This is a genomic window from Pseudomonas sp. W2I6 (assembly GCF_030815935.1).
Classification (GTDB): domain Bacteria; phylum Pseudomonadota; class Gammaproteobacteria; order Pseudomonadales; family Pseudomonadaceae; genus Aquipseudomonas.
The window spans coordinates 116,944-131,803 of the sequence record NZ_JAUSXJ010000001.1; the positions used below are offsets into that span (position 1 = coordinate 116,944).

Below are 14,860 nucleotides of genomic sequence, written 5' to 3' on the forward strand. Positions count from 1 at the left end.
ATATTATCCACATCATAAATTCCTTTCCGATGGAGTGCTCCCATGCCTGTCCAAGCTTTGTTCAAACCGTTCCAGCTCGGTGCACTGCAACTGCCGAGCCGCGTGGTCATGGCGCCGATGACCCGTTCCTTTTCTCCGGGTGGCGTGCCCAACTCCAAAGTGATCGAGTACTACCGCCGCCGCGCCGCCGCCGGTGTCGGCCTGATCATTACCGAAGGCACCGTGGTCGGCCACCCGGCTTCCAACGGCTACCCGAACGTCCCGCATTTCTATGGTGAAGCCGCCCTGGCCGGCTGGAAGAAAGTAGTCGACGCGGTACATGCCGAAGGCGGCAAGATCGTTCCGCAACTGTGGCATGTGGGCAGCGTACGGCGCATCGGCACCGAGCCGGATGCCAGCGTCCCGGCTTACGGCCCCACCGAAAAACTCAAGGACGGCAACGTCGTCGTCCACGGCATGACCGTGCAAGACATCAAGGACGTGATCGCCGCGTTCGCCCAGGCTGCCAAGGATGCCCGGAGCATCGGCATGGACGGCGTTGAAATCCACGGCGCCCATGGCTACCTGGTGGACCAGTTCTTCTGGGAAGGCACCAACCAGCGCACCGACGAATACGGCGGCAGCCTGGCCAACCGTTCGCGTTTCGCCATCGAATTGATCCAGGCCGTCCGCGCCGCCGTGGGCCCGGACTTCCCGATCATTTTGCGTTTCTCCCAGTGGAAGCAGCAGGACTACACCGCGCGCCTGGTGCAAACCCCGGAAGCCTTGGGTGAATTCCTCAAGCCGCTGTCTGACGCGGGCGTGGATATTTTCCACTGCTCCACCCGCCGTTTCTGGGAGCCGGAATTCGAAGGCTCCGAGCTGAACCTGGCCGGCTGGACCCGCAAGCTCACCGGCAAGCCGACCATCACCGTGGGCAGCGTCGGCCTGGATGGCGAGTTCCTGCAGTTCATGGTCAACACCGACAAAGTGGCGCAACCCGCCAGCCTGGAAAAACTGCTGGAGCGCCTGAACAACGACGAGTTCGACCTGGTCGCTGTGGGCCGTGCGCTGCTGGTGGATCCGGATTGGGCACTGAAGGTTCGCGAAGGCCGTGAAGGCGACATCCTGCCGTTCAGTCGTGAGGCGTTGACGACGTTGGTGTAAGGGGCGACAGGGCGGGCACCGGTTGCTCGTCCTCGCACACCCCGCGTAATTGGCGCTCAAACTGCTCGATAATCGCCGGCCAACCCTGACGGCTGGCGTGTTGCCGGGCATTGAGCCGCACCCGGCGCAAGCTCTCGCGCTCTTCCAACAGCCAATTGGCCGCATCGCAAAACGCTTCTTCATCCCCCGGCATCGCCAGCACGCCGCTGTAGCCATGGCGAATGTGCTGGGTTGCGGCCGCCTGGTCGTATGCCACCACGCCCAACCCTGAAGCCATGGCCTCCAGCACCACGTTGCCGAAGGTTTCGGTCAGGCTGGGAAACAGGAACACATCCCCGGACGCGTAATGCCGGGCCAGTTCCTCACCGCGCAAGGTGCCGCAGAAAATCGCCTCCGGCAGTTCCTTTTCCAGCATCGCCCGTTGCGGGCCATCGCCGACGATGATCAGTTTCATCTGGCGCAGTGGATACGTGTCCTGCAGCGTCTCGAAACAGCGCTTGAGTAACCCGAGGTTTTTTTCCTGGGCCAGGCGGCCGACATGCAGCACGGCAGTTTGCTCACTGGTCAGTGCCCAACTTTCACGCAACGCATTGTCGCGTTTGGCCGGGTGAAACAGCTGGCTGTCGACACCGCGCGCGAGCATGCCCAGGCGCTCGAAATGGCGCCGCTCCAGCTCCAGCCGCTGGCTGGCGCTGGGCACCAGGGTCAGGGTCGAGCGGTTATGGAACCAGCGCAGATAGTGGGTCAGCACCCGGCTCAGCATGCCCAGGCCGTACTGGTTGGAATACTGCTGGAAGTTGGTGTGGAAGCCACTCACCACGCTGATCCCCAGGCGCCGCGCCGCCCGCAACGCCGACAAGCCCAGCGGCCCTTCCGTGGCGATATACAACACATCCGGGCGCTGGCGGGTCCAGCGCCGCAACAGCTTGTGCATCGACGACTGGCCCCATTGCAGCCCCGGGTAGCCCGGCAGCGGCCAGCCGCGACAGAGCATCAGGCCGTCGTCGCTGGGCCGGCTCTGGTCGCTGCCCTGGCGCGGGCGAACCAGTTCGACTTGATGCCCGCGCGCGCGCAAACCGTCACACAGGCGGCCAAGGGTATTGGCCACCCCGTTGATCTCTGGCGGGAAGGTTTCGGTGATCAGGGTGATGTGGAGCGAAGCTGTCGTCATGACCCACAGTGTCGGCGTGGGCCATGTCGTCATTGTGTCTTTTGGATGATGGATTTGTGACGGCTCAGGCCTTTTTAATGGCCATGGCCTCGGCGCCTTGCTCACGCACCCAGAACAGCGTCGCCCCGGCCACCGCCGCCGGCATCATCAGCAGGTTGACCACTGGCACCAGCAGCACCAGGTAGACGATGCCGCCAAAACTCATGCTCTGCCAGCGCTTCTGGCGCAGCCAAGCGAGCATTTCGTTCCAGCCCAGCTTGTGGTTGTCGGCCGGGTAGTCGATGTACTGGATCGCCATCATCCACACACCAAACAGCAGCCACAGCGGTGCTGCCACCAGATTGACCACCGGGATGAACGACAGGATAAACAGGCCGATGGCCCGGGGCAGGAAGTAACCCAGTTTGCGCATTTCCCGGGCCAGGGTGCGCGGGACCATGGCCGCCAGTTCGCCCCAGCTGAACGCCGGGAAATCATCGGTGCCGCGCACCACCACTTCGACCTTTTCCGACAGAAAGCCGTTGAACGGCGCGGCAATGATGTTGGCAAGCATGGTGAAGGTGAAAAACACCATCAGCACCACCAGCACCACGAACAAAGGCCACAACAGGTAATTGAGGAAGCTCAGCCAGCTCGGCAGCGTCGGCATGAGTGTGTCGACCCACAGGCTGAACTGATGGCCGGCGAAGTAGATCAATCCGACGAACAGGATCAGGTTGATTGCCAGCGGCAGCAGCACAAACAGCCGCAGGCCGGGGCTGAGTACCAGTTTGAGACCTTCGCGCAGGTACTGTGGGCCTGAAAGAACGGGGGCGGGCATGGATAACTCCGGGCAATAGGGGCGAACGCGCCGACCTTACCGGCTTTGGGAGTACCGGGAAAGCACGGCCCGCATCGCGACATTAACGGTAACAAAGGTGTCGATTAATAGAGGGCATGGGATAGAGACCACCTATGAGCTGGATTGTTAATCCGTATTTCCTTAATCTTGCCTCCCTCTATACGCTGCACCCATTATTTTCAGGATCTGCGAGTTCAAGCCTTCCCCAAGTGCTTCGCGGTCCTTTTTTATTCCAGCCGTTCTGTAGTCCGGGCGGTCGATAGGAGTGAGTCATGTCTGATACCCGTCATTCGCGAGTGATTATTCTCGGTTCCGGCCCTGCCGGTTACAGCGCTGCCGTCTACGCTGCCCGGGCCAACCTCAAGCCGTTGCTGATCACCGGCATGCAAGCGGGCGGTCAGTTGACCACCACCACTGAAGTCGACAACTGGCCGGGCGACGTCCACGGCCTGACCGGCCCGGTGCTGATGGAGCGCATGAAAGAGCACGCCGAGCGTTTCGAAACCGAGATCGTGTTTGATCACATCAACAAGGTCGACTTCTCCAAGAAGCCTTACAGCCTGACCGGCGACAGCGGCGTGTACACCTGTGACGCGCTGATCATCGCCACCGGCGCCAGCGCTCGTTACCTGGGCCTGCCGTCGGAAGAAGCGTTCATGGGCAAGGGCGTTTCGGCCTGCGCAACCTGCGACGGTTTCTTCTACCGCAACAAGCCAGTGGCTGTGGTCGGTGGCGGCAACACTGCGGTGGAAGAAGCGCTGTACCTGGCCAACATCGCCAGCACCGTGACCCTGGTTCACCGCCGCGAGACCTTCCGCGCCGAGAAGATCCTGATCGACAAGCTGCATGCCCGCGTGGCCGAAGGCAAGATCATCCTCAAGCTCAACGCCACCCTGGATGAAGTCCTGGGCGACAACATGGGCGTGACCGGTGCTCGCCTGAAGAACAACGACGGCAGCTTCGACGAGCTGAAAGTCGACGGCGTGTTCATCGCCATCGGCCACACTCCGAACACCTCGTTGTTCGAAGGCGTGCTGGATGCCAAAGACGGTTACCTGATCGTGCAGGGCGGCCGTGAAGGCAATGCGACTGCCACCAACATCGAAGGTATCTTCGCTGCCGGTGACGTGGCCGACCACGTGTACCGCCAGGCGATCACCTCCGCCGGCGCCGGTTGCATGGCGGCACTGGATGCCGAGCGTTACCTCGACGGTTTGAAGGACGCTTCGTTCTAAACCGTAGAAACAAAAAAACCGGCTGCGAGGCCGGTTTTTTTATGCACGGGATTTATGCCGCACCGCAGTTCAGAAGTGTTAACCCAATCACTGTGGGAGCTGGCTTGCCTGCGATAGCGGCGTCGGCTGATACACCGCTATCGCAGGCAAGCCAGCTCCCACATTAAACCGGGTTATCAAATTGAATCAGCGGCGGGTCAGTGGCCGCTGAGTGAACTTCACACCCGCCAACCCATGCTCGATCAGCGCACGAATGTTGCCATGGTCACTGCCTTCAGGCGTGGCCAGCACCGAACGGTAATGCTCGCCAAACGCCAACAGCGCTTCCTGGTCGCTCAAGCCTTCCAGCAGCGCCAGGCCCAGGGTCTTGCACGAACCTTCGTTCTGCCCGGCGGCGTTTTCCACGCTGCCATTGGTGAACGCTTGTGGCTGGTAGTCGTAACCGGCAGCCACAAAGGCCAGGGTATCGGCAAAAACATGTTCGCCACTGTTGAGGCTGGCGCGCAGGGTGTTCAGGTCAGTCATGGGGTTTTCCTTTGGCGAATGCCGCTTGCTGTTCGGCACTGGCTTCTTGCTGATATTGGGCTTTCCACTCGGCGTACGGCATGCCGTACACCACTTCACGGGCGTCATCGAGGCTCAGCTCGATCTGGCGCTCGTCGGCCTCGGCCTTGTACCACTTGGACAAGCAGTTGCGGCAGAAGCCCGAGAGGTTCATCAGGTCGATGTTCTGCACATCCTTGCGGCTGTCCAGGTGGGCCACCAGCCGGCGGAAGGCGGCGGCTTCGAGTTCGAGGCGTTGTTGATCGTTCATGATGCTCACTGCAAAGGTAAGGGTTAGCGACTGGCCGCCAGGGTGATCGACACCGATTCGGCAAAACGCAACGCATGGGGTTTGTCGACTTCGACTTCGGCGTACAGCACCGATGTATTGCTCATCACCAGGTCGAGGATCTCCTGGGTCAGGCGCTCCAGCAGGGCAAAGCGGTTGCCTTCCACATGGGCGATGATCGCCTTGGTGATGGTGCGGTAGTTCAGCGCGTGGTCGATGTCGTTGTCGCGCACGGCTTCCTGGGCGGCATACAGGATGGTCAGGTTGATCAACACATCCTGCTTGTTGAGGATTTCATCCTCGTTGATCCCGATAAACGTGCGCAGGCACAGGTCCTTGACCCGGATGCGCGCCATGCCTGGCTGAAGTTGTGGCATTGCTACTTGCTCCGTCCAATCAGTTGCAGGAACTCCATGCGCGTGGTGTTCGACTCGCGGAAGGCGCCGAGCATCACCGAGGTGTTCATGGTTGAATTCTGTTTTTCGACACCGCGCATCATCATGCACATGTGCCTGGCTTCGATCACCACCGCCACGCCGGCGGCCTGGGTCACCGTCTGGATGGCGTCGGCAATTTCCCGCGTGAGGTTTTCCTGGATCTGCAGGCGACGGGCGAACATGTCGACGATACGCGCCAGCTTCGACAGGCCGAGCACCTTGCCGGTCGGAATATAGGCCACATGGGCCTTGCCGATAAAGGGCAGCAGGTGATGCTCGCACAGCGAATACAGCTCGATGTCCTTGAGGATCACCATCTCGTCGTTGTCGGAGGCAAACAGCGCACCGTTGACGATCTCTTCCAGGTTCTGCTCGTAGCCGTGACACAGGTACTGCATGGCCTTGGCGGCACGCTTTGGCGTGTCGAGCAAACCCTCGCGCTCGGGGTCTTCACCCAGGCCCTTGAGGATCTCGCGGTAGTGGTGGGGCAGGGACAAAGTCATACAACATCCTCGCAAACGGCTTACTTGATATGCCGCCCGCCGTTGACGGTCAGGGTGGTACCGGTGACATACGGGTTATCCAGCAGGTAGCGCACGCTCTGGTAAATCACCTCGGGGCCGGGCTCGACGCCCAGTGCCGCCTTGGCCAGGACCTTGGCGCGGTAAGCCGCGTCGTCGCCCTCGTTGAACATCACCATTGCCGGGGCAATGCTGTTCACCTTGATATCCGGTGCAAGCTGCGCGGCAAACGACAAGGTCAGGCTGTCGAGCCCGGCCTTGGTGGCGCAGTAGGCAATGTGCTGGCGGCTGCCCTTGCGGGTCACGTCATCGCTGATGTGCACGATATCCGCAGGCGTGGAGCGTTGCAGCAGGTAAGCACAATGCAGGTTGATCAGGTACGGCGCAAGCATGTGCACGCTGAACATGTCGGTAAAGGCGCGGCTCTCGTCGCCGGGCGCTTCCGCCACCCAGGCCGAGGCATTATGAATGATCGCCCGCAGGCTTTGGGTGTGCGTCTTCAGTTCGTCGATGAAGGCGAGAATACCGGTCTCGTTGGAGAAGTCGGCAAACACACCGATCGCACCGCGTTCGCGCAAGGCTTGCACGCCGGGACGTTCGCTGCGGTAGCTGAAAATCACTGGCTGCCCTTCGTCCAGCAGGCGCTGGGCGCAATGCAGGCCGACGCGCTGGCCGGCACCGGTGATCAGGATCGGGGCGGGTGTTGAAGACATGGGAGGCTCGAATCGCTGGCAGGCTAAAACTATACCAGCGAGCGGCCTCCCTTGTACTCAAGCAGCGGCTTCGGTGGCCTTTACCCGGGCTGGCGCCGGATGCAGCCAACCGGCCAGCAGGTGGGTCGACAACGGGATAAAGAAGTAAACCATCAATGGCGTGAGCGCGAGGGTGCTGACCAGCACACGGCTCAGCAACCCCAACTCGCTGAGCAGCGGCTCAAGGCCGAAGTTGAACAGCAGCGACACCGGGAAAAATGCCAGCCAGATGGCCACGGCCTGCTTCCAGCGCGGCGGACGTGCGGCGGCGGCGCCAAACCAGCCGTCGATACCGCGTACGCGATGCTCCGACGGCGCAGCAAACAGCTCACTGCCACGCCCGAGCCATGCACCACGGGAGGCGGAAAACTCCCACGCATGCAGGGTTTTTTCGTCGGCGAAGCGGAAAATAATCTGGAACTCGTCATCGTTGGGCGGCGGTGCAAGCACGCCTGAACCCAGGTAACCGGGGAAGTCCGTGGCCAATTGCTCGCCTTCGCGCAGCCAGGCCATCAACTCTTCATAGCGACCCTTGGCCACGCGGCGCGCAACCATCAGGGTGACGGGGGAGGTAGACATTGTGTATCTCCATAAGGATCAGGTGCACTGGGCCGGGTAGGCGGCGCACGAACGAAGCTGCGGGGTAAGCAGCCACGTTGAAAAAACAGGCAAGGATTATTCCTGTTTTGCAGAAATACACCAGCGACATTGGTCGGCTTGTCGAAGACCTTGAATCGGACAGCTGTATGGGCGTTAAATGGGATCCAAGTTCCTGACAGTATATTGATGCCCTGATGTCTGTAATGACTGCTCCACGTCCCGAAATGGCCCTTGGCAACCCTGCCGATTCCGACGAGCTGTTTCCGATTCGCGAAGTCGCGAGATTGACAGGCATCAACCCTGTCACCTTGCGTGCCTGGGAACGGCGTTACGGGCTGATCCACCCGGTTCGCACCGAAAGTGGGCACCGCCTGTATTCGCGCACCGATATCGAGACCGTTCATCGCATTCTTGACTGGATCGAGCGTGGCGTGGCCGTGAGCAAGGTCGGCAAGATCCTCGCCCGCGACGATCATCAAGTCGAAGCGGCGGCTGCTTCGCCGGCAGGTGCAGAGCATGAGTGGGCCCAATGGCAGGCGCAGTTGCGAACGGCCGTCGGTGCCTTCGACGACCGGCAACTGGACCGGTTGTATGGCCAGATTTTCGCTGCCTACCCGGTCGCGGTGGTGTTCCAGGACATCCTGATGCCCCTCTGGCAGCAACTGTTGCGACATCAGGGGTTGTTTGGCCAAACCAGTGAATGGCTGTTTTTTGATGGATTCCTGCGCAGCCGAACCTGGAAACGCCTGCAGATAGGCTGTGCCTCAGCGGCGCCGCGGGTATTGCTGGCGGCCATTGCGGGGGAGTGCCGAGAGCTGGAGTTGTTGGTCGCAGGCCTGTTGATGAGCGGTGACGAGTTGGCGGTCAAGGTCCTGGCTGTGGGCCAGCCGATGGATGAATTGACCCTTGTCTGTGAAAAAACCAGGCCACAAGCCCTTGTGGTGTTCTCCAATCACTCGCCGGCCAATGGCTTGCCTCGGCGCCTTGAACGGTTGGCCCTGACCCTGGATTGCCCACTGTTGCTGGCCGGCGATGCGGCGGAGTTGGCGCAGGAACAACTGGCGGGTTCATCCGTTGGCTGCCTGGGTAACGAAGGGCGATTGATGCAGCGCCGCTTGCAGCAGTTTCTGCGCGGTAACCTGGATACCTGACTTCAGGCGTGGACTTCGGGGTGAAACAGGCGGTGTTGCTGCAGGATAAACTGGCGCAGGCGCTCGGTCTCATCCACATCGTTCTGGCTCAGGCGGTAGGCGAACAATCCTCGGGCAGTTTCCCGTTCCAGCGTGCCCCGCACCGAAATGCGCTCGTACCCGGACGGACTGAACCACAGCGAAAAGGTTCTTGGCGCCTTGATCCGCCCGCGAATTTCCACCAGCAACCCTTTGAACGACACCTCATGCACCCAGAGTGCCCCCGGCTGGCCCTTGATATTTTCCAACGGCACCGGCTCTTCGAGCGCCAGGCGCCACGGGCGGATCATCGGCCCGTCTTCGAAAATACTCGGTACACCCAGCCGCAGATGCACGGCATGAAACTCGTCTTCCACCAATTGCAGCGGAAACGTCATTTGCTGGTTGTCGAATTGGGCCTGGAGGGTGACATGGTCATGGGCGGCCAGGCGGGTGAGCAGATCACGAATCTGCGCACCGCCATTGACCGTCAGGCTCGACGACGCGTCCCGCACATTGAGTTGCGGGTTATGGTGCATGGTCTGAATAAAATCCAGCTCGTCCTGCGTCAAAAGCGCGTCGCGTTGCATTGATCTTGCTCAAGAAAAAGGTATTAAAACGCCATTATCTCTTTAAAGACCGCGTTTTCTAGTTTTTGTTAGATCCGCTCGTCGCCTTGAGTGCCGCAAGCTCCGCCTTGAGGTCAGCCAACTGGGCTTCCAGTTGCGCGACACGCTGCTGGGCCTTGACCTGAACGGTCACATCCTTCTGCACACCGACAAAGTAGGTCTGCTTGTCGGCCGGGTTGTAAACCGTCGATAACGACAGCTCGTTCCAGAAATGCGTGCCGTCCTTGCGGTAATTGCGCAGGATTTCCCGGCAGGCGCCGCCACTCTCCAGGGCTTCGCGAATCGCCATCAGCCCCGGCTGGTCACGATCGCCCGATTGCAGGAAGCGGCAGTCCTGATAGAGGATTTCGTCGAGGGTGTAGCCAGTCATGCGCTCGAAGGCCGGGTTCACATAAATCAGTGGCTTGTCCTTGCCTTCGCGCTCGGCGATAACGATGCCGTCGTTGGAAGCGTTGATCACCAGTTGCATCAGCTTGGCGTTAATCATTGAGCGGTCCATGGCTTGTAGTTGGAGTTTGCAGTTTAAGACATGCCGGCAGCCTGTCCATGGGCCCCAGCTGTTAATATCCCAGGCTTTTAGTCAGCTACAGGATCAGATTGATGAAAGTCGCCATCCTTTCCGGCTCGGTGTACGGCACGGCTGAAGAAGTCGCCCGTCATGCTGCAAGCATCCTCAACGCTGCCGGCTTCGACGCCTGGCACAACCCGCGGGCAACCCTCGCCGACGTACAGGGCTTTGCTCCGGAAGCCTTCCTGGCCGTGACGTCCACCACTGGCATGGGCGAACTGCCCGACAACCTGCAGCCGCTTTACTCGACCATTCGCGACCAACTGCCGGCCGCCTGGCGAGGCTTGCCCGGCGCGGTGATCGGCCTGGGCGACGCCAGCTATGGCGACACCTTCTGCGGCGGCGGCGAGCAAATGCGCGAGCTGTTTGCCGAGTTGGGCGTGCACGAAGTGCTGCCGATGCTGCGCCTGGACGCCAGCGAAAGCGTGACCCCGGAAGCCGACGCCGAGCCGTGGCTGGCCGAGTTGGTCACTGCACTGCGCGGTTGACCGGGAACTCGCGCAATAACGCCAGCCAGGCCTGGGCGGCTTTCGACAGGTAGGCACCCTCACGCCAGATAAAGGCAATGTCCCAGCGCAGGTAGTCCGGCGCCTTGAGCGTCAGGCGCACCACCCCGGGCCGCACCAGGCCCCGGGCCACCACGCTGGGCAGCAACACCACGCCTTGGCCGGCGGCCACCAGGGCCGCAAGGAAATCCGCCTGGCCGCTGCGACCACTTTCCTTCGGGGTGAAGCCCAATTGCTGACAGGCCTGTAGCAGGCGGTCGTTCAACACAAAACTGCGCTGATACATCAGGAACGGCGTGTCAGCCAACTCCTCCAGGCGGATCTGCGCGTTATCGGCCAATGGATGGTCCATCGGCAGCAGGGCGTCCAGCGGTTCATCGCAGAATGCCTGCCAGGCGAATGCCGGGTCGCTGGGCATCAGGCTGCCGCCCACTTCCAGCTCTCCGCTCAAGATCGCCTGCTCGATATTGCGGCTGCCGCCTTCCAGCAACTGGATGGTGACGTTCGGATAACGGCGGCGGTATTCGGCAAACAGCCCGGCGAACAACGTGTCGCCGCCCAACTGCGGCAGGCCCATGCGCAGTTCGCCACGGGTCAGCTGATTCAAGTCATCCAGCTCACTGAGCAACTCGGCTTGCTGGCGCAGCATCGCCTCTGCCCGCTGCAACACCACTTGGCCGGCCGCCGTCAGGCGAATCTGCGAACCCAGGCGATCCAGCAGCGGCGTGCCCAGGCTTTGCTCCAGTTGCGCCACCTGCTTGCTGACGGCGGACTGGCTGATGTGCAGGGTTTTGCCGGCCTGGGTAAAGCCGCCGCGGTGGATCACTTCGACAAAGCTGCGCAGTTGTTTAAATTCCATCGACATGATTCCAGTTTGGAATAGCTTGCAGTCTAACAATTCGCTGTGGGGATGCCAGGGGCCTCTTTAAAATGGGAGCCCTGCGAGGACCCAAAGCTCATGAAACGTTTCACCTTCAAAGTCGTCGGTCGGTTGTTGACTGAACTGATTGTGCTGCTGGCCATATATTTTCTGGGCTGCCAATTGGCCGCCTGGCTGAGCTGGCCTATTCCCGGTGGTGTGGTCGGCCTGGGCCTGTTGTTGCTGACCTTCGCCACCGGCCTGGTAAAACCGGCGGCTCTGCAACTGGGCGGCCGGTGTACTGATGGCCGAGATGCTGCTGTTCTTTATTCCTGCCTTGATGAGCCTTTTGGACTACGGTGGCCTGGTAAAGCACGACGGCTGGCGGATCATGTTGGTGATCGGCTTCAGCACCTTGTCGGTGATGCTGGTGACTGCGTTTACCGTGGAATTCGTCTGCCGCTGGAAGCTGCGCCATGAAGCTTGAGCTGATGCCGATGTTCTGGCTGGCGCTGACCCTCGGTGCCTACGGCTTCAGCCGCTGGATCTACCGGCGCACCGGGCGCTACCTGCTGTCGCCGCTGATCCTGGTGCCGGCGCTGCTGCTGGCGGTGGCCGTGCCGATGAAAACCGCCTATGCCGAATACGCCACCGACACCCACTGGCTGATGCTGGTGCTGGGCCCGGTGACCGTGGCGTTCGCGATTCCGATCTGGCAACAGCGCCAATTGCTGGTGCGCCACTGGTCAGCGTTATTGCTGGGGATGGTCGCGGGCAGTGCGGCGTCCATCGCCACTTCGTATGGCCTGGCCAAGGCCCTCGCTCTCGACAGCTCGGTGACGATGTCGTTGGTGCCCCGTTCGATCACCACCCCGTTCGCGATGCCGGTGTCTTCCGACCTGGGCGGCGTGCCGGAACTGACGGCGGTGTTCGTGATGTTCACCGGGGTGTTTGGCGCCATGCTCGGCGGCGTACTGCTCAAGTGGTTGCCGTTGCGCACGCCATTGGCCCGTGGCGCATTGTTTGGCGTGGGCGCTCATGGCGCGGGTGTCAGCCGGGCTCATGAGGTGGGCGGTGAGGAAGGCTCCGTGGCGGGCCTGGTAATGGTGCTGACCGGGTTGCTCAACCTGTTCGCCGCGCCTTTATTGGCGTCGCTTCTCTGACACGCGCAGAACAAAATCGAACTATCCTCAGGACTGACCCGTTCGGTCATCAAGCTGGCTGCCAATGCAACTACGGCGGCCTCGAGGTCTGACTAGACTGCCTCTTCTACCTGGATTGCCCCTTCACTCAGAAAAATAATAAGAAAACGCGTCAAGGAGGTCATTGCCGTGAGCCTAGCCACTGTTCAATCGACACACAGCGTAAAAGACCAGGTCAGCGCGGCCGAATGGCAGGCCCGCGTCGACCTCGCCGCGTGCTATCGCCTGGTGGCGATGCATGGTTGGGACGACCTGATTTTCACCCACATCTCGGCCAAGGTGCCGGGCACCGAAGACTTCCTGATCAACCCCTATGGGCTGATGTTCCACGAGATCACCGCGTCGAGCCTGGTGAAGGTCGATCAGGCCGGCAACAAGCTGATGGACAGTCCCTACGAGGTCAACCCTGCCGGGTACACCATTCACAGTGCGGTGCACGAAGTACGGCACGATGTGGTCTGCGTGCTGCACACCCACACCGCTTCCGGTATTGCCGTCTCCGCGCAGAAACAGGGCGTGCTGCCCATCAGCCAGCAATCACTGTTTGTGCTGTCCAGCCTGGCCTATCACGCCTACGAAGGTGTGGCGCTGAACCACGAGGAAAAGGCCCGTTTGCAGGCCGACCTTGGCGAAAACAATTTCCTGATGCTGCACAACCACGGTCTGCTGACCTGTGGCGGCAGCATCGCCGATACGTTCCTGATGATGTTCATCTTCCAGCGCACCTGCGATATCCAGGTGATGGCGCAGAACGGTGGCGCTGAACTGATCAGCATTGCGCCGCAGATATTGGCCGGTGCCCGGGCGATGATCGCCGGGGTCACCAAAAGCGCTCAGGGCATGGGCGGCGCGCTGGCGTGGCCGGCGTTGCTGCGCAAACTCGATGCACTCGACCCCGGGTATAAAAGCTGATGCCACTCGCCGAGATCCCGCTGCGCATCTGGCGCCAGCGTGCCCAGAGCTTTGAGTTTCGCGGCCGCACCATTCGGTACTGGGTGGCGGGGCAGGGCGAGCCGTTGCTGCTGATCCATGGTTTTCCCACGGCCAGTTGGGATTGGCATTACCTCTGGCAGCCGTTGGCCCAGCGCTATCAAGTGATTGCCTGCGACATGCTGGGGTTTGGCGATTCGGCCAAGCCGCTGGACCACACCTATTGCCTGCTGGAGCAGGCGGACTTGCAACAGGCGTTGCTGGAGCATCTTTGGGTGCAGCAGCCGGTGCATGTGTTGGCCCATGATTACGGTGACAGTGTTGCGCAGGAGTTGTTGGCGCGGCATTACGAAGGCCGGTTTCGGATGGGCAGTTGTGTGTTTCTCAACGGTGGGTTGTTTCCGGAGACGCATCGTCCGGCGTTGGTGCAGAAGCTGTTGCTGAGCCCGTTGGGGTGGATGATCGGGCGGGCGTTTGGGCGTAATGCGCTGGCCAATAGTTTCGGGCAGATTTTCGGGCCTTCGACCCGGCCCAGTGAAAGTGCGCTGGATGATTTCTGGAGCCTGATCGAGAGCCAGGATGGGCCGCGGATTTTGCACAAGTTAATTGCGTATATTCCTCAGCGTCGGCGGCAGCGGGATCGATGGGTGGCAGCGATGCAGTGGGGGGAGGTGCCGTTGCGGGTGATCGATGGGGAGGTTGATCCGATTTCTGGGGGGCATATGGTTCAGCGGTATCGTGAACTGGTGCCGCATGCGGATACGGTGTTGCTGGCGAATATTGGGCACTATCCGCAGATTGAGGCGCCGGTGCAGGTGTTGAAGCATTATCTGGCGTTTCGGGAGGGGCTTGGGGTGGGGGCTTCTCGGGTGGCTTATTCTTGATTGGGGTTGAGTACATATCCGTTATTTAGGTAACGGCGGCTTATGGTTCCGCTCTTACAGCGGCTCACTTTGGAAAAGCCCCAAAGTAAGCAAAGGGCTCTGCCCCGCCTGTCGGCGCCTCGCTAGGGCTCGGCGTTCCCTCACTCCGGCATTGCTCCGCGGGCCGCCGCGACGGGCCATCCATGGCCCGGCGCGGCTAAACCGGCGTCCTGCCGGTTTACCCGCTGCGCAATACCTGCGTTCGGCCTCGGGCTTATTGGGGCAGTCAGATCAAAATCAAAAGCAAGAGCACAGCGGCCTCCCGGCCGGCTTGAGTGTTAAAAGCAAAAGCAAAAACCAGAGGGAAAACAGAGCTGCTTTTCTGTGGGAGCGGGCTTGCTCGCGAAAAACCTGAGAGCGCCGCGTTCATCCAGAATGTCCGCGTCATCGTTAACGACCTTCGCGAGCAAGCCCGCTCCCACATTTTTTGGACCGTGCCCGCTTTAGATTTTGATTTGGCTTTTGCTCTTCAACACTCAAGCCGGCCGGTAGGCCGCTGTGCTCTTGATCTGCTTTTGATCTTGATCTTGGGCGCCCCG

General features: G+C 60.9%; 18 protein-coding genes and 1 pseudogene. 8 read left to right on the plus strand and 11 right to left on the minus strand.

Annotated features, from left to right (window positions below; all coding sequences use genetic code 11):
• Nucleotides 1-42 precede the first annotated feature (42 nt).
• The gene (locus QF039_RS00575; RefSeq protein WP_178966472.1) at nucleotides 43-1,146 is read left to right on the plus strand and encodes an NADH:flavin oxidoreductase; all 1,104 of its coding nucleotides are present in this window, start codon (nucleotides 43-45) and stop codon (nucleotides 1,144-1,146) included.
• Here the strand turns inward: QF039_RS00575 and QF039_RS00580 are convergent.
• Both QF039_RS00580 and cysZ read right to left on the minus strand, forming a co-directional pair.
• Complete coding sequence (locus tag QF039_RS00580) at nucleotides 1,115-2,317, minus strand: glycosyltransferase family 1 protein (RefSeq protein ID WP_008432296.1); 1,203 nt, start codon at nucleotides 2,315-2,317, stop codon at nucleotides 1,115-1,117. The genes QF039_RS00575 and QF039_RS00580 overlap by 32 nt on opposite strands.
• 64 nt (nucleotides 2,318-2,381) lie before the next feature.
• Nucleotides 2,382-3,137 (minus strand): sulfate transporter CysZ, encoded by a 756-nt coding sequence (gene cysZ, locus QF039_RS00585; RefSeq protein WP_003208468.1) that lies wholly within the window; start codon nucleotides 3,135-3,137, stop codon nucleotides 2,382-2,384.
• 293 nt (nucleotides 3,138-3,430) lie between these two features.
• On the opposite strand from cysZ, the gene trxB reads away from it, so the two are divergent.
• The gene (gene trxB, locus QF039_RS00590; protein WP_003208470.1) at nucleotides 3,431-4,393 is read left to right on the plus strand and encodes a thioredoxin-disulfide reductase; all 963 of its coding nucleotides are present in this window, start codon (nucleotides 3,431-3,433) and stop codon (nucleotides 4,391-4,393) included.
• Nucleotides 4,394-4,579: 186 nt separating this feature from the next.
• Here trxB and QF039_RS00595 read toward each other — a convergent pair whose 3' ends face one another.
• From QF039_RS00595 to QF039_RS00620, 6 genes are read right to left on the minus strand one after another with little or no spacing between them, the layout of a single operon-like run.
• On the minus strand, nucleotides 4,580-4,918 hold the full coding sequence (locus QF039_RS00595) for a HopJ type III effector protein (RefSeq protein WP_307516545.1): 339 nt from the start codon (nucleotides 4,916-4,918) through the stop codon (nucleotides 4,580-4,582).
• Nucleotides 4,911-5,207, minus strand: a complete 297-nt coding sequence (locus tag QF039_RS00600) for a DUF1244 domain-containing protein (RefSeq protein WP_003208473.1) — start codon at nucleotides 5,205-5,207, stop codon at nucleotides 4,911-4,913. The genes QF039_RS00595 and QF039_RS00600 overlap by 8 nt, the downstream gene beginning before the upstream one ends.
• A gap of 23 nt (nucleotides 5,208-5,230) precedes the next feature.
• On the minus strand, nucleotides 5,231-5,602 hold the full coding sequence (gene folX, locus QF039_RS00605; RefSeq protein WP_003208474.1) for a dihydroneopterin triphosphate 2'-epimerase: 372 nt from the start codon (nucleotides 5,600-5,602) through the stop codon (nucleotides 5,231-5,233).
• 2 nt (nucleotides 5,603-5,604) lie between these two features.
• The gene (gene folE, locus QF039_RS00610; RefSeq protein ID WP_010176988.1) at nucleotides 5,605-6,165 is read right to left on the minus strand and encodes a GTP cyclohydrolase I FolE; all 561 of its coding nucleotides are present in this window, start codon (nucleotides 6,163-6,165) and stop codon (nucleotides 5,605-5,607) included.
• A 20-nt stretch (nucleotides 6,166-6,185) separates the two neighbouring features.
• Nucleotides 6,186-6,896: a dihydromonapterin reductase gene (folM, locus tag QF039_RS00615; protein ID WP_307516549.1), complete on the minus strand. Its 711-nt coding sequence runs from the start codon at nucleotides 6,894-6,896 to the stop codon at nucleotides 6,186-6,188.
• Between the two features lie 57 nt (nucleotides 6,897-6,953).
• The gene (locus tag QF039_RS00620) at nucleotides 6,954-7,514 is read right to left on the minus strand and encodes an antibiotic biosynthesis monooxygenase (protein WP_008432309.1); all 561 of its coding nucleotides are present in this window, start codon (nucleotides 7,512-7,514) and stop codon (nucleotides 6,954-6,956) included.
• 215 nt (nucleotides 7,515-7,729) lie between these two features.
• Between QF039_RS00620 and QF039_RS00625 the strand changes: the two genes are divergently transcribed.
• Complete coding sequence (locus QF039_RS00625; protein WP_043225723.1) at nucleotides 7,730-8,686, plus strand: MerR family transcriptional regulator; 957 nt, start codon at nucleotides 7,730-7,732, stop codon at nucleotides 8,684-8,686.
• A gap of 2 nt (nucleotides 8,687-8,688) precedes the next feature.
• On the opposite strand, the gene QF039_RS00630 is transcribed toward QF039_RS00625, so the two are convergent.
• Nucleotides 8,689-9,294 carry a hypothetical protein gene (locus QF039_RS00630; protein ID WP_003208483.1) on the minus strand — a complete coding sequence of 202 codons (606 nt, stop codon included), beginning with the start codon at nucleotides 9,292-9,294 and terminating at the stop codon, nucleotides 8,689-8,691.
• A gap of 58 nt (nucleotides 9,295-9,352) precedes the next feature.
• Nucleotides 9,353-9,820 carry a PAS domain-containing protein gene (locus QF039_RS00635; protein WP_003208484.1) on the minus strand — a complete coding sequence of 156 codons (468 nt, stop codon included), beginning with the start codon at nucleotides 9,818-9,820 and terminating at the stop codon, nucleotides 9,353-9,355.
• A 113-nt stretch (nucleotides 9,821-9,933) separates the two neighbouring features.
• Here QF039_RS00635 and QF039_RS00640 point away from each other — a divergent pair, with 113 nt between their 5' ends.
• Entirely contained in the window at nucleotides 9,934-10,389 is a 456-nt protein-coding gene (locus QF039_RS00640) for a flavodoxin (protein ID WP_003208486.1), read from the plus strand.
• Here the strand turns inward: QF039_RS00640 and QF039_RS00645 are convergent.
• Complete coding sequence (locus tag QF039_RS00645; protein WP_088427075.1) at nucleotides 10,370-11,266, minus strand: LysR family transcriptional regulator; 897 nt, start codon at nucleotides 11,264-11,266, stop codon at nucleotides 10,370-10,372. The two genes, QF039_RS00640 and QF039_RS00645, sit on opposite strands and share 20 nt — an antisense overlap.
• 99 nt (nucleotides 11,267-11,365) lie before the next feature.
• Here QF039_RS00645 and QF039_RS00650 point away from each other — a divergent pair.
• The 4 genes and pseudogenes from QF039_RS00650 (at nucleotide 11,366) to QF039_RS00665 (ending at nucleotide 14,282) form a co-directional block, all read left to right on the plus strand.
• Nucleotides 11,366-11,753: pseudogene (locus QF039_RS00650) on the plus strand (CidA/LrgA family protein).
• Nucleotides 11,743-12,429 carry an LrgB family protein gene (locus tag QF039_RS00655; RefSeq protein WP_003208490.1) on the plus strand — a complete coding sequence of 229 codons (687 nt, stop codon included), beginning with the start codon at nucleotides 11,743-11,745 and terminating at the stop codon, nucleotides 12,427-12,429. The pseudogene QF039_RS00650 and the gene QF039_RS00655 overlap by 11 nt, the downstream one beginning before the upstream one ends.
• A gap of 168 nt (nucleotides 12,430-12,597) precedes the next feature.
• A complete protein-coding gene (locus tag QF039_RS00660) occupies nucleotides 12,598-13,380 on the plus strand; it encodes a class II aldolase/adducin family protein (RefSeq protein ID WP_003208491.1) in 783 nt (260 codons plus the stop codon).
• Nucleotides 13,380-14,282: an alpha/beta fold hydrolase gene (locus tag QF039_RS00665; protein WP_307516554.1), complete on the plus strand. Its 903-nt coding sequence runs from the start codon at nucleotides 13,380-13,382 to the stop codon at nucleotides 14,280-14,282. The genes QF039_RS00660 and QF039_RS00665 overlap by 1 nt, the downstream gene beginning before the upstream one ends.
• The last annotated feature ends 578 nt before the right edge of the window (nucleotides 14,283-14,860 follow it).

Excerpts from the sequence above, each read along its gene's own strand:
- QF039_RS00575 (WP_178966472.1), top strand. The coding sequence starts at position 43 with ATGCCTGTCCAAGCTTTGTTCAAACCGTTCCAGCTCGGTGCACTGCAA.
- QF039_RS00580 (WP_008432296.1), bottom strand. The coding sequence starts at position 2,317 with ATGACGACAGCTTCGCTCCACATCACCCTGATCACCGAAACCTTCCCG.
- cysZ (WP_003208468.1), bottom strand. The coding sequence starts at position 3,137 with ATGCCCGCCCCCGTTCTTTCAGGCCCACAGTACCTGCGCGAAGGTCTC.
- trxB (WP_003208470.1), top strand. The coding sequence starts at position 3,431 with ATGTCTGATACCCGTCATTCGCGAGTGATTATTCTCGGTTCCGGCCCT.
- QF039_RS00595 (WP_307516545.1), bottom strand. The coding sequence starts at position 4,918 with ATGACTGACCTGAACACCCTGCGCGCCAGCCTCAACAGTGGCGAACAT.
- QF039_RS00600 (WP_003208473.1), bottom strand. The coding sequence starts at position 5,207 with ATGAACGATCAACAACGCCTCGAACTCGAAGCCGCCGCCTTCCGCCGG.
- folX (WP_003208474.1), bottom strand. The coding sequence starts at position 5,602 with ATGCCACAACTTCAGCCAGGCATGGCGCGCATCCGGGTCAAGGACCTG.
- folE (WP_010176988.1), bottom strand. The coding sequence starts at position 6,165 with ATGACTTTGTCCCTGCCCCACCACTACCGCGAGATCCTCAAGGGCCTG.
- folM (WP_307516549.1), bottom strand. The coding sequence starts at position 6,896 with ATGTCTTCAACACCCGCCCCGATCCTGATCACCGGTGCCGGCCAGCGC.
- QF039_RS00620 (WP_008432309.1), bottom strand. The coding sequence starts at position 7,514 with ATGTCTACCTCCCCCGTCACCCTGATGGTTGCGCGCCGCGTGGCCAAG.
- QF039_RS00625 (WP_043225723.1), top strand. The coding sequence starts at position 7,730 with ATGTCTGTAATGACTGCTCCACGTCCCGAAATGGCCCTTGGCAACCCT.
- QF039_RS00630 (WP_003208483.1), bottom strand. The coding sequence starts at position 9,294 with ATGCAACGCGACGCGCTTTTGACGCAGGACGAGCTGGATTTTATTCAG.
- QF039_RS00635 (WP_003208484.1), bottom strand. The coding sequence starts at position 9,820 with ATGATTAACGCCAAGCTGATGCAACTGGTGATCAACGCTTCCAACGAC.
- QF039_RS00640 (WP_003208486.1), top strand. The coding sequence starts at position 9,934 with ATGAAAGTCGCCATCCTTTCCGGCTCGGTGTACGGCACGGCTGAAGAA.
- QF039_RS00645 (WP_088427075.1), bottom strand. The coding sequence starts at position 11,266 with ATGGAATTTAAACAACTGCGCAGCTTTGTCGAAGTGATCCACCGCGGC.
- QF039_RS00655 (WP_003208490.1), top strand. The coding sequence starts at position 11,743 with ATGAAGCTTGAGCTGATGCCGATGTTCTGGCTGGCGCTGACCCTCGGT.
- QF039_RS00665 (WP_307516554.1), top strand. The coding sequence starts at position 13,380 with ATGCCACTCGCCGAGATCCCGCTGCGCATCTGGCGCCAGCGTGCCCAG.